Below are 12,811 nucleotides of genomic sequence, written 5' to 3' on the forward strand. Positions count from 1 at the left end.
TCCAGCGTTCACAGGGGAGGCGGCATCAACGGTGGCGGCGCGCTGAGGAACAAGGGCGCCAGTTCGGCGAACTGGGCCAGGTCGACCCAGGCCGGCAAGCCGGCGCGCCACACCTTGGTGGTGGCGGGCACGACTTGCCCCGCCTGCACGTACTGCACGATCTGCTGGGCCGTGAACGGTCCCTGCTGCTGGCCGTTTATGCCCAGGAAATACTGGTATTCCACCAAGGGCGGCGGCATGCCGCCCAGCGGTGGCGGCGCCATGCCGAACACCGGCGCCACGGGAGCGGCCGCCACACTGGCCGGGCGCAACAATTGCTCCAGGCGCCCAGCTTCCAGCATTTCCCCCTTGATCGCGTATTTCAACCGGGGCTGGCCATCCGCTTCCGGCTCGCGCACTTCCCAGTCGTAGGCATCGCTGTCGGAGTCGCCGATGACGTTCGCCCATTCCTTCAGGCGGCCCAGCAAGGCTTGCACCGTGCGGTCGAGCTCCTCACCAGTCATGCCCTTGCGGCGCGCCGATTCGCGCAAGCGCGCGCCCACCTCGGCGGAAATGGCGCTGCCAAAGCCGATATACGGCAGCTGCGAACCATCGGCCTGGGCCACCAGCTTCGGCGCATACACGCCCCGTTCATAGTATTTTGCCAGCGCCGCCAGGGCCGCCGTCTGCACGGCGTCAAGCGCAGTCAATTTTTCCTCGATGCGCAAGGCGATATTTTTCTCGTACGAGGCGGGCATGCCATTCTGGCGGATGGCCCGTTCATTGCCGATGCGGCGCAAGTCGCCCGGTTCGACGGCAAACTGGTACTGGCCCGGCGGCACGACTCTGCCCGTGTGGCGCGTCAGTATGCCCAGCATGATCGCTTGCAGGAATTCGCCGAAGTCTTCCGCCAGGCGTTTCATCTCGTCCGTGTTCGGCGCGATCGGGTGCGTAAATTGCGTCGGATCGATATGCGTGTGGGTCGGCGCCTTGTCGTTGTCGCCTTCCTTGCGGTAACTGGTACGCCAGCCTTCCAGGCCGCGCAGCACCGTCATCGGCACGCCGGCCAGTTCGCAATAGCAGACGGCGCGCCCGCGGATGCCCGTTTCGACGATTTCCAGCTGGCTCACCGTGATGCCCACCTGGGTCGGCACGCACGATTCGAGCTCGGCGCCAAACTTCGCCTTGAAGGCGGCCGCATTGGCCACGCCGATCACGCACTTGAACTGATCCGACACGACCGTGAAGTCGCCCGCCATGTTGGCGTCGATCCACGGCATGGAGCAGGCCAGCAGCTTGCGGAAACGGTCCAGGCGTTCGGACACGTCCATCTGTTCCAGCGCTTCGAACAGGGGGTCGGGCGTACTCGTCGCCCCTTCCACCAGGCCCGCCGTGGCGATCATGTTTTCGGCCATGCGCGTGACCTTGGCCAGGATCAAGCCCCGTTGCGCCGGTTCGCCCAGCATGGGGAACAGCGCTTTCGATCCGCCCATGTCCTTGAACGCTTCATCGGCCCACTGGCGTAAGGTGGCCGCCGACGGCAGCGCAATGTCTTTTTCCGTGACGGGAATGACGATCAGCGTCGCGTGTTCCTTGTCCAGGTCCTTTTGCAGGATGGTATTAGCCGTTTTGAGTTCCGCCAGCATGGCCAGCACGCCTTCGCGGCCCGTTTGCAGCTCGCCCACCAGGCCATTCCACTGCGCGCGGCCTTGCGCATCGACGCCGACCCGGTTGCCCAGCCAGCGCGACAGCTCGCCCAGCAGGATGACGGACTCGTCCGCCGCCTTGGCGCGCAGATGGAATTTCAGCGCATTCGCCATTTCCGTGCGCAAATGGTCCATCACCACGCCCGCCTGCTTTTCGCCATTGCTGAGGAAGCCGAAGGTGCTGCGCGTCTGTTCCAGGTTATTCAACAGGCGCTCGTATTCGCGCGAACGCACGGCTTCCTTGATTTCGCGGTAGCGCTCGGCATTGTTGCCGATCTGCGCCGTCAAGCCGCTGCCCGGCGCCTCGATGCGGTCCTTGATCTGTTCCACCAGCGACAGCACGTATTCCAGGCCGCCGAATTCTTTATTATCAAGATAGCCATATAGCTGGTCGCGCACGACTTTCTTGACGTCTTCCAGCACTTCGCGGCGGCGCTTGCTGATGCGGTCTTCCGTCGTGTCGGCCGTGGAATCCTGGTCGCGCACGGCGTCGCGTTCCAGGTGTTTCATGGCGTCGCGCACCTGCGCCGGCCATTCGCTGCGCTCGAAACCCGTGCGGATATCGTTGATGCGCGTGTTGACGCGGTTTTCCACGCCAGCCAGCAAGTGGCCGTGGCGGTCTTCCAGCAATTCGTCGACGATGCGGAAATCGATGAAGTCGCCGCTGGAGCGCTTCAGTTCGATGCTCTTGTCGGAAAACTCGGGGAAATCGCTGAACGGCGCGCCCTTCAGGAACATATTGGCGGCGAGGAAATTATCGCGCTGCGTATCAGTGGCGCGGTTGGCGCCCGCATCCGTGCCGCCCACGCCAAAGAACGCTTGCAGCATGGCGCCAGCCCAGCGGTGGGCCCGCTCGTCGCGCGCCGCTTCCTGGCGCGTATCGAGCACGGCCATGCCGAACGAGGAAAAACGCTTCGAGAAATACAGGCGCATGTCGCCGAAGCGGTCTTGCGGCACGGGCGCGTTGTACAGCGAGTTCTTGTGCTGCGCCTGGTTGACGGCGATCGAACGCTTGGCGCGCGCGAAGTCGGCCGAGGCGAAATCCTCGAACAGCGAGTCGGCCACCATGTGGTAGACGTCGCTGACATCCTTGGTGTGCTGCTGCGCAAGATTACCCGAATCGATCAGGTACACCTCGCTGTAGGGCTCGCGCGTCAGTTCCGGACGGTCATAGGCATCCCAGCGGCCAACATAGCCCTTGTTGCCCATCATCGCCGATTCCAGCTCCATCAGCGCCGCGTAACCATTGGCCTCGACCCGGTCCTTGTTGGCCTTGGTGTAGCCAGTCGGCAAGAACAGCATCAGCTCGACGTCGGCCGCGCCCACTTCGCTGCGCGCCAGCCAGCGCGCCAGCAAGCCCATGTCGAGGAAGGAACCGGAACCCGTACCACCGGCGACGGAGCCGACGATGACGATGCGGAAACGGTTCGTTTCCATGCGCAAACCCAGTTCGGCCAGCTGGCGCTCATGCGACAGGCCCGCCTTCAGGGCTTTCAGTTTCAAGCGGATCTTGTCGCGGATCTTCGCGTACTTGTCGAAGAAATACAGGCGCGACACGGCGCGGATCTGGCCGGCGCCGCTGCTCATGTCGAAACGCAATTCGCGGATGCGCTGCGGCGTCAGCGGCAACCATTCCTTGATGTGCGGATATTTCTCCAGAGAATCTTCATCGCGGCTGTACTTGTCCATGTCGAACGATTCGACCACCTTGTCATCGTCCGTGAACTTCACCTGGTCGAACTGCAAGTCTTTCGCCTGCGACTCGCCGCTTTCGATCACGGCGCCGTTGTCCAGGTCGAAATGGATGAATTGCGCGATGGGAAAGTCGGCCAAGCCCTCGATGCGCGTGCGCTTGCCCGCGCCGCCCCACAAGGTGTTGAGGATGCGCCGGCGCACGCGCATCAACACCTGCATGCCCGTGCCGCCGATGCCGATGAACAGGGTCGGGCGCAATTCGATGATCTTGTCCTGCTTGCGCTCGCTGGCGCCGCCGGTGATGGTTTGATTCAGGTTCTCTGCCATGGTGATTCCTTCGATGATGCGTACGACGGCGTGCGGCTTAGCGGCGGCTCGATGTAAAGGTCAACAGTAAGGCGACCAGGCCCACCAGCACCAGCGGTCCCATGAACAGTGGCGCGAGGAATTTATGCGCGTTCACGGCCGCCAGCACGACGCCCGTCGCCAGGCTGGCCAGGAAGATGAACAGCCACCAGCCCGCGGCATTGGCCTTGTTCGGCGGCACGCGCTTGGCCACCAGGCCATTCGCATAGGCATTCTTGGCAAAGAAAAAGGCGATGAACAGCAGCAATAGCACCACGCCGCCGACCAGGGTGTCGCGCGACGAGGTATCGGTCGTGCCGGCAGGGTCCAACCCGGGCGCAGGCTCGGTGGTAGCAGTGGTGGCGCTGGCCGCAGCGGATGCATCGGCTGCCGGCGGCGCGGATGCGGGGGCCGGCAGGGTAAAACCGCTGTTGTCTTTTGGAGTCTCTTGCGCCATGGTATGCCTCTGTCGAATGGAAGGAATTTTGAAGGAATCGTTGTTCAGGCCAGGCTCAGGGTATGGCCTTCGGCCACGCGCACGACGGCCGGTTTGCCCAGGCCGCGTTTGAGTTCGCCGATGTCGCGGCCGTCGTCATCGCGGATCTGCACGCTTTTAAATGGTTTTAATAACACTTGGCGCTGCACGCCGTCGGCCATCACCTTGTAGCGCGTGGCGCGCGTGCCCAGCAAACCCAGCGCCAGCAGACCCAGCACGAGTGCCAGCACGCCACCGAGGATCACCAGCACGGGCAGCAGCGGGTACTGGATGCGCACCAGCAGCGGGATCGTCGCCTGCGAGGCGCGCACGCTGTCGGGCGGCGTGAACATGCCAGAGATCGGGTCGCCGGGGAACAGTTCCTGCAAATCCTTGCCAAAACTGGACGCCAGCGCCAGCCGCTGTTCCGACAGGCCCACCTGCGCCTGCATGGGCAGCATCACTTGCTTGCCCATGGCGGCGATCGCCTGCGCCGACCACGGCGAGGGAATCTGCGCCATCGGCAAGGCAAACTGTACCTGCACGGCCTGGCTGGCGCCCGGCTGCAGCTGGCGAATTTGATCTGGCGCAACGTGCAGGGGCGCATTCTGGCCCGCCAGGCTGGCGTGCACTTTGGCGCTGTCGATCACGTACGGGAAAAACATGTTTTGCAAGGACGCCTGCAGCACCACTTGCGGCACCAGGTTCGCCGCATCGACATCGAGCACGATGGTGCGCCCGTCGCGGCCCAGGCTGGCGTGCACATTGCGACTGTTCTTGACGGACTGGGGCACGATGCGCACGGCATCCTGGTCCACCGGTTTTAATCGCGCGGGCGGGCGCGTCAGCACTTGCGACAGCCGCCCTTCGGCCAGGATGCGGGTCAACGCCTCGGACGCCGGCTGGCCATACGCGAGCGCATACACCATCAAACCCTTGGCGCTGTACAGCTTGCCCTGTACAGGCATGCGCAACGGAAACACCAAGGTCTTGGTGATCGACGGTTCCAGATGCAGCAAGCGATAAAAGTCGCGGTTGCGCTCGGCCGTCTGGCTGTCGTTGTTCGGGCTGTTCTTGTTATTCGTAAAAATCCACACGATGCCGGACGCGGACTGGAACGGCCCTGTGATGGTTTTGGTCACGGCTTCCTGGAAATCCGTGTCGGCCAGCGTGCCGCCGGCGCTCTTGCGCGCCAGGCCCAGACTGGCCAGCTGGCCCGCCACGCCGGCGCCGCCCTGTCCCTGCCCGATCAGTGCGGGCGAGACATTGCTGCCGCTGCTCTGGCTGAAGGCCAGGGTATAGACTTTATCGGACGGGCTCGTGGCGGCCTGCGCCACGGCGCCCACCAGGGCTTTCAGTTGCGAGTGTTCATCCGTGTAGAACGGCTCCATCCAGCCCGAATTTTGCACCAGAAACGCTTGCTGGATGCCGGCCGCCTGCGCGGTGGCAGCACTGAACAACGCGGCGCAGGCCACCGTCAGTAAGCGCGCCTTCATGCCTGCAAGGCCCAGCCATCGATGCGCGACAGCAGCGGATGATATGCCCACAGCGTGCCTTCATGGACAAACAGGCGCACGCGCCACGGCTCGCTGACGGCAAAGGTATGAAACACGGTTTCGCGCAATTCATCGTCCTGCACCAGCTGGGCCGCCAGGCGCTCGTTCGAGCGCAGCACGCTGGACAGGCCGGCGCTGGTGGCAAACTTCACGCCAAAGACGCTATTGCCAGCACTCGATTCCAGCAGCGGCATGACAGCCTGGTTCTTGCCGCCATCGTCGCCGTGTTCCGGCTCTTCCCACGGCGCCGTTTTCAGCTTGGTGGCGAAGCGGTAATTGAAGCTGCCCGAACACAGGCGCGGCGCCAGCGCGTCGGCCTTCTCGACCTGGCCGCCCAGTTTCACATAGACATAGGTGCAGCGGCGGCTTTCAAAGCACAGTTGCCACAGGCCACCGTCGCGCGACAGGTAAGGGCTGCCAAATTCGAAATGCGGCACCAGCCCTTCGGGCCAGGGCGTAAACGACGCGGCCACGTTGCCATCCGGCTGCAACTGCAGCCGCAGCTGGCCGTTGGCGCACGGCCACACGGCCATACGGTTGTAGGCCACGGGCGCGCCGACGGCACCCAGATCCATCATGCCGTCGAGCAGCACGTCGCTGCCCGGCTTTTGCCCTGCGTCAAGATTGACGAAGCGGATGCGGCCATCGTCGTCGCGCAAGGGCGCCCACAGGCGGTTCTGGAACCATACGGGGCCCGCCACGCACGGCGCGCCGCCCACATGCTCGACCACGTAAGTGAGCGAAGGCACGTCGGGACGGATGCAAGCGAGGCCATGGCTGGTCGGCAAGACCAGCACGCTGTTGAACTCCGGCACCAGCTCGGCGCGCCAGGCGCCGTGGGCCAGGTCCGATTCGGCCAGCAAGCCGCCATGGTCGGGGTCCAGCGCCAGCCAGCGTTTCGAGGCGGGCAACCAGGCATGCAAGACGGCCTTGCGCGGGTCCAGCGCCAGCAGCGCGGGCGCGCTGGTGCCGAACTGGGCGGAGAAGAATTCGTACTCGCCCGGCGGCGGCATGGGTAGCGAGGCGTCGGCCTGCGCATGCTCTTCGCGCGCGCGCTGGTCCGCCAGCTTCAGGGGCACGCTGGCCTGGCGCAAACCGGCCGCGCCAGCCGGCGGCACGTCGCTGACGGGCTGCGCGCCGAAAGGAGGAGCCCAGGGCGGTGTAACCGCCGTGCCAGGCGGCACCTGCAAGGCCACTCCCGAGGCGGGATCGAACGAGAACTCAGGCGGAAACAGCCGCACCGGCGCACCGGCGGCACCGGGCAGGCGCCGCGCATGCATCAGCTTGCCGATATCGGCCTGGCTCAGCAGGGGCGAGACGTTCTGGCCGTCCGCGCTGCGCTGCATGCTCCACGCGCCATCGTCGTCGACGTACCAGACGCCGGAGGGCACGGCCCAATCCCCAGAAGTTTTAAGATCCATGTATTTTCTATGACTAGCAATGCATATCAGGCGGTGTAACGGTTGCTGGGGCTGACGCAACGAGGTCGCAACCCTGGCAGTTCTCATAGTAACGTCTTTTTATCAGTATGAAAACATTGACGGCGTTCCTCAGCCCTGCTGCGTCCGCACTTTCGTCAGCAGCTTGGTGGTCGAGCGGTCGTGCGCGAAATCGATGGCCACGGCCTGGCCGCCATACGCCAGCACGGCCTTGCCTTCAGGGATGGCCACCATGTCGTAGTCGCCGCCCTTGGCATAGATTTCCGGTTCAATTTCCTGCACCACTTCCAGGGCGCTGTCTTCCGAGAACGGCACCACCAGGCTCACCGCTTCCAGCGCGGCCAGCACGGCCATGCGGTCTTCGCAACTGTTCAAGGGACGGTCGTCACCCTTGCCCAGGCGTTTCACCGAGGCATCGGTATTCACGGCCACCACCAGCGAGGCGCCCAGCGCGCGCGCCTGCGCCAGATAGGTCACGTGGCCGCGGTGCAGAATGTCGAACACGCCATTCGTCACCACCACCGGTTTCGGCAGCGCTGCGGCGCGAGCGCGCAGTTCGTCACGGCCGCACAGTTTGTTTTCAAAATCAGGCATGGATATCTCTTGTTGGGTTAAAGTTGGTCACGCTCAGGCGTGGCTATCGCCTTGCATGCCGCCGCCAGCGCCGGCAGCCCTCTGCCTTCGCTGCCCGGTCCCGCATTATAGGGGGCGATCCGCTACAATACGCCATCGGCGCCACAGTTTCAGGTGCGCGCCACCTTTCATTCATTGCAAGTAAGCACTTCCTGTGTTTCAATCAAACTATGACACTGACTGAACTGAAATATATCGTTGCAGTCGCGCGCGCGAAGCACTTCGGCCACGCCGCCGAAGCTTGCTTCGTTGCCCAGCCCACCCTGTCAGTGGCCATCAAGAAACTCGAAGACGAACTGGGCGTGGTCCTGTTCGAACGGGGCGGCGCGGAAATCTCCGTCACGCCCCTGGGCGCGCAGATCATCGCGCAAGCCGAACGCGTGCTGGAACAGACGGCCGCCATCAAGGAACTCGCCAAACAAAACAAGGACCCGCTGGCCGGCCCCCTGCGCCTGGGCGTGATCTACACGATCGGCCCCTACCTGCTGCCACCCCTGGTCAAGGCCATGATAGACCAGGTGCCGCAGATGCCTTTGATTTTGCAGGAAAACTTCACGGTTCGCCTGCTCGAATTGCTGCGCCAGGGCGAACTGGACGTGGCCATCATGGCCCTGCCCCTGCCCGACCACGGCATGGCCATGCAGGAACTGTATGACGAACCGTTCGTCGTGGCCATGCCGCGCCAGCATCCGTGGACGGCGCGTGAAAAAATCGCCGCGCAAGACTTGAAATCGGAAACCATGCTGCTGCTGGGCAATGGCCACTGCTTCCGCGACCAGGTGCTGGAAGTGTGCCCCGAAATGGCGCGCTTTTCCTCGCCCGGCAACGGCATGCAGCGCACGTTTGAAGGTTCCTCCCTGGAAACCATCCGCCACATGGTGGCCAGCGGCATCGGCTTGACGGTGCTGCCGCGCGCCTCCGTGTCCAATATGCACGCCACCGACGGCATGCTCGCATACCGGCCCTTTGCCGCCCCCGTGCCATCGCGCAGGGTGGTGATGCTGTGGCGCAAGAGTTTTACGCGCAAGGCTGCCATCGATGCCCTGTGCGCAGCCATCGCCAGCTGCGACTTGCCCGGCATTACCCCCTTGTGCGAAGACGCAGCCTAGCGGCCAGGCGTCAAAATAGTACATTTGCATACTATTTGCGATAATCGACCTTTCTCTTCAACAAGATCGAGTCTTCCATGAACAAGCTGGCGCTGTATTTCCGCCTGATACGGCTGGACAAGCCTATCGGTACCGTATTGCTGCTGTGGCCTACCCTGTGCGCGCTGTGGCTGGCGCAGCAGGGTGTGCCGGACTGGCGGCTGCTGCTCATTTTTACGCTTGGCACTTTCCTGATGCGCTCGGCTGGCTGCGCCATCAACGACTACGCCGACCAGGATATCGACAAATTCGTCAAGCGCACGGTGGACCGCCCCATCACCAGCGGGCGCATCAGCGGCAAGGAAGCGCTGGCCGTGGCCGGCGTGCTGACCGTGCTGGCCTTCTGCCTGATCCTGCCCTTGAATGCGCTCACCAAGCAATTGTCGGTGGCCGCCGTCATCATCGCCGGCACCTATCCCTACTTCAAGCGTTTCTTTGCGATTCCGCAAGCGTACCTGGGCATCGCCTTCGGCTTCGGCATCCCCATGGGCTTTGCCGCCATCACGGATTCCGTGCCCGTCGTCGCCTGGCTGCTGCTGCTGGGTAATGTCTTCTGGGCCGTGGCCTACGATACGGAATACGCGATGGTCGACCGCGACGACGACTTAAAGATCGGCATCAAGACCTCGGCCATCACCTTTGGTCGCTACGACGTGGCCATCATCATGCTGTGCTATGCCGCTTTCCTGCTGTTGTGGCTGGTCTGCGGCTGGCACCTGGGCTTGCGCTACTGGTATGTGGCGGGCTTGCTGGTGGCGGCCGGCTGCGCCGTTTACCACTACACCCTGATCCGCGCACGCGAGCGCATGCCGTGTTTTGCGGCGTTCCGGCATAATAACTGGCTAGGAGCAGCGGTGTTTGCGGGCGTGGTGCTGGACTTTGCTTTCCGTTAAGCAATCATCCTTGCGCTGCGGCAGCCCTTGAGGCGGCGCAAGACCAGCCTGTCCGCTGTTGCCTACACTGGTATTTCACTGTGCAGTTTCACTTCCATGAGGTAATACATGAGCTCGATACATACCGGAAAATCCAGCAGCGACAGCATCCTCGCCGACGCCGACAAGGCGCGCGACAAACTGGTCGGCGACCTGAAAACCGTCATCAATGAAGCGGAAGGCTGGCTCGATGGCGCCAAGGATCAGACGGGCGAGAATGTCAAAGCCGTCAAGGACAAGTTCATCGCCACCCTGGAAACGGCCAAGAAAGACTTGATCAAGCTGGAAGAAGACTTGCTCGAACGCACCAAGAAGGCGGCCAAGGCCACCGATGAATACGTGCAGGACAATCCATGGAAAGCCGTGGGCGCGGGTGCCGTCGTCGGCGTGCTGTTCGGCCTGCTGCTTTCCTCGTCACGCCGCTAAGTAGTACCGACAGAGTACCGACGGCGCAGGCCGTCTCCTGACGCGAAAGGCAGCATATGGCTATCGTGCACCATGTCGCCCAAGTCGCAGCGACTCTCGCCGCCATCGTCCAGACCCGTCTGGCCCTGGCGGCCGTGGAAATGGAAGAAGAGTCGCTGCGCTTCCTGTCCTATCTGGCGCTGGCCATGCTGGCACTGCTATGCCTGTTTGTCGGCCTGGTGCTGCTGGTCTTCCTCGTCATCGTGCTGTTCTGGGACACGCACCGCATCGCCGCCATCGCCGTCACGGCCGCCGTCTTCATCGCTGCCGCCCTCGCCACCCTGCTGGGCGTGCGCGCCAGTTTCCGCAGCAAGCCGAAACTGCTGTCCTTCACACTTTCCGAACTGAACAAAGACCTGGACGAGCTGCAATTGCTGGCGCGCCGGGAATCGGAGCGGCCATGACCACGCATCCCACCAAGTTATCGCATGTCCACACGGCCGCCAGCCTGGCGCAGCGACGCGACGCGCTGCTGGCCGAATGCGCGCTGCAGCGCCTGGCCCTGGGCGTGCAGACGCGCCAGTTGCTGGAACCGTTGACGGGCGGCAATCTGCGCCACACCCTGGCCACGCGCTTCAAGATTCCCCTGATGATTGGAGGCGCCGCGCTGGGCCTGCTGCTGGTGCGCCCGCAGCGTTTCCTGCCCCTGCTGCGGGCCAGCGGCGCGCTGCTCAAGCACGCCACCACCGCCCTGCCCGTCGTGCTGGCGCTGGCGCAGCGTTTCAGCAAGAAACAGCCCCCCCTTGAAAAATAGCGGTGTCTGGCGGCATCCAGTCACACGCTGCCGGGTAGTACCAGCATAGGTCGTTACTTGCCCACTTATTTACCTACTCATTTACCTAACTCTTCCCCCATCTCGCGCCCGCGCTGCGCTGCCGCCTTGATGCCCTTGACGATGGCCGCCTTCACGCCGCTCTCTTCCATGCTGGTGAGTGCCGCATACGTCGTGCCGCCCTTCGAGGTGACGCGTTCGCGCAGCAGCGACACGGGTTCGCTGGAGTTCGCCGCCAGCTGCGCCGCGCCCGTAAACGTGGCAATGGCCAGTTGCGTGCCCTGCTCCGGCGTCAAGCCCAGTTCGGCGGCCGCCTGCTGCATCGCTTCGATAAAGTAGAACACGTAGGCGGGGCCGCTGCCCGACACAGCCGTGACGGGGTCGATCTTGGCCTCGTCGGCTAGCCAGACGGTCTGGCCGACGGCGCGCAGGATGGCATCCGCCGTCTTTTTCTGTTCCTCGCTGACGCCGCCGCTGGCCACCATGCCCGTGATGCCCATGCCGATCAGGGCCGGCGTGTTCGGCATGCAGCGCACGATGGCGCGGTAATCACCGAGCCAGCGCGACAGGTCTTGCGCGCGGATGCCGGCCGCGATCGACAGGATCAATGGCGCCCGTTCCCCGTCGAGGAAGGGCAGCAATTGCGCCGCCACTTCGCGCATGCTTTGCGGTTTCACGGCCAGCACGATCACGTCCACGGCGCGCAGCGCCTCACTGGCGGCAGTCGCCGTGGTGACGCCGAATTGCGCCTGCAATTTTTCCAGCGCGGGCGCATGCGGGTCGATCACGTGGATGTTGCCGCCCAGGGTCAGCTTGCCCGCCAGGCCGGCGATCAGGGCGGCCGCCATATTGCCGCCGCCTACAAAGGCGATGTTCAATTCTGTCGTCATGGTGATTCTTTCATTCTATCAGTGAGAGTAATTACGGGAACCGAAGATGGCACTGCCCACGCGTACGATGGTGGCGCCTTCCAGCACGGCGGCGCGCAAGTCGGCCGACATGCCCATCGACAGAGTGTCGAGCGCCAGCCCATCGGCCTTCAATTGTTGGTACAGCACGCGCAATTGCGCAAAGGCAGCGCGCTGAAGGGCGACATCCGTTTCCGGCTCGGGAATCGCCATCAGGCCGCGCAAACGCAAGCGGGGCAGCTGCGCCACGGCGCGCGCCAGCGCCGGCAGTTCAGCCGGCGTCACGCCGCTCTTGCTCGCTTCGCCGCTGATATTGACTTGCAGGCAGATATTTAAGTCCGGCAAGCCCGCCGGGCGCTGCTCGGACAGGCGGACAGCGATCTTTTCCCGTTCCACCGTGTGCACCCAATCAAAATGTTCGGCGATGGGGCGCGTCTTGTTGCTCTGGATGGGGCCGATGAAGTGCCATGCCGGGACGTGCTGCGGTGCGGCCTCCTTCACAAAGGCGATCTTGTCGAGCGCTTCCTGCAGATAATTTTCGCCAAACGCCGCCTGGCCCGCGCGCATGGCTGCCAGCACGGCGTCCGCGCCGAAGGTTTTTGACACGGCCAGCAGGGTCACCTCGGCCGGCGCGCGCTGCGCGTCAGCGGCGGCCTGCGCAATACTGTCGCGCACGGCTTGCAAGTTCTGTTCGATTGTGGACATAATCATTTTCTAGTGTATAGGGGCGGCGGCACAGTGCGCCAGCCCATCAATGC

At 63.7% G+C, this 12,811-nt stretch carries 12 protein-coding genes; 5 read left to right on the forward strand and 7 right to left on the reverse strand.

The window, feature by feature from the left end:
- Positions 1-8: 8 nt before the first annotated feature.
- The 5 genes from O0882_RS24450 to rfaE2 form a co-directional block, all read right to left on the reverse strand.
- Positions 9-3,707, reverse strand: a complete 3,699-nt coding sequence (locus O0882_RS24450) for a tubulin-like doman-containing protein (RefSeq protein ID WP_289952282.1) — start codon at positions 3,705-3,707, stop codon at positions 9-11.
- 37 nt (positions 3,708-3,744) lie between these two features.
- Positions 3,745-4,182 carry a hypothetical protein gene (locus O0882_RS24455; protein WP_289952283.1) on the reverse strand — a complete coding sequence of 146 codons (438 nt, stop codon included), beginning with the start codon at positions 4,180-4,182 and terminating at the stop codon, positions 3,745-3,747.
- 44 nt (positions 4,183-4,226) lie between these two features.
- Positions 4,227-5,696 (reverse strand): hypothetical protein, encoded by a 1,470-nt coding sequence (locus O0882_RS24460; RefSeq protein WP_289952284.1) that lies wholly within the window; start codon positions 5,694-5,696, stop codon positions 4,227-4,229.
- Positions 5,693-7,177 carry a hypothetical protein gene (locus tag O0882_RS24465; RefSeq protein WP_289952285.1) on the reverse strand — a complete coding sequence of 495 codons (1,485 nt, stop codon included), beginning with the start codon at positions 7,175-7,177 and terminating at the stop codon, positions 5,693-5,695. Before O0882_RS24465 ends, O0882_RS24460 begins: the two co-directional genes overlap by 4 nt.
- Positions 7,178-7,306: 129 nt before the next feature.
- Positions 7,307-7,789, reverse strand: coding sequence for a D-glycero-beta-D-manno-heptose 1-phosphate adenylyltransferase (rfaE2, locus tag O0882_RS24470; protein WP_289952286.1), 483 nt, complete (start codon positions 7,787-7,789; stop codon positions 7,307-7,309).
- Positions 7,790-7,998: 209 nt separating this feature from the next.
- Here rfaE2 and O0882_RS24475 point away from each other — a divergent pair, with 209 nt between their 5' ends.
- From O0882_RS24475 to O0882_RS24495, 5 genes are all read left to right on the forward strand, one after another.
- Positions 7,999-8,937 (forward strand): hydrogen peroxide-inducible genes activator, encoded by a 939-nt coding sequence (locus O0882_RS24475; protein WP_289952287.1) that lies wholly within the window; start codon positions 7,999-8,001, stop codon positions 8,935-8,937.
- Positions 8,938-9,014: 77 nt separating this feature from the next.
- The gene (gene ubiA, locus O0882_RS24480; protein ID WP_289952288.1) at positions 9,015-9,869 is read left to right on the forward strand and encodes a 4-hydroxybenzoate octaprenyltransferase; all 855 of its coding nucleotides are present in this window, start codon (positions 9,015-9,017) and stop codon (positions 9,867-9,869) included.
- 108 nt (positions 9,870-9,977) lie between these two features.
- The gene (locus tag O0882_RS24485; RefSeq protein WP_046683402.1) at positions 9,978-10,334 is read left to right on the forward strand and encodes a DUF883 family protein; all 357 of its coding nucleotides are present in this window, start codon (positions 9,978-9,980) and stop codon (positions 10,332-10,334) included.
- 56 nt (positions 10,335-10,390) lie between these two features.
- Positions 10,391-10,777: a phage holin family protein gene (locus O0882_RS24490; protein ID WP_289952289.1), complete on the forward strand. Its 387-nt coding sequence runs from the start codon at positions 10,391-10,393 to the stop codon at positions 10,775-10,777.
- Positions 10,774-11,127 carry a hypothetical protein gene (locus O0882_RS24495; RefSeq protein WP_289952290.1) on the forward strand — a complete coding sequence of 118 codons (354 nt, stop codon included), beginning with the start codon at positions 10,774-10,776 and terminating at the stop codon, positions 11,125-11,127. Before O0882_RS24490 ends, O0882_RS24495 begins: the two co-directional genes overlap by 4 nt.
- Before the next feature lie 77 nt (positions 11,128-11,204).
- Here the strand turns inward: O0882_RS24495 and proC are convergent, their stop codons facing one another.
- Together proC and O0882_RS24505 are read right to left on the reverse strand one after the other, a co-directional pair.
- Complete coding sequence (proC, locus tag O0882_RS24500; RefSeq protein ID WP_289952291.1) at positions 11,205-12,035, reverse strand: pyrroline-5-carboxylate reductase; 831 nt, start codon at positions 12,033-12,035, stop codon at positions 11,205-11,207.
- Positions 12,036-12,053: 18 nt separating this feature from the next.
- Positions 12,054-12,758, reverse strand: coding sequence for a YggS family pyridoxal phosphate-dependent enzyme (locus O0882_RS24505; RefSeq protein ID WP_289952292.1), 705 nt, complete (start codon positions 12,756-12,758; stop codon positions 12,054-12,056).
- Between the last annotated feature and the right edge of the window lie 53 nt (positions 12,759-12,811).

This window comes from Janthinobacterium sp. SUN073 (assembly GCF_030397665.1).
Lineage (GTDB): Bacteria > Pseudomonadota > Gammaproteobacteria > Burkholderiales > Burkholderiaceae_D > Janthinobacterium.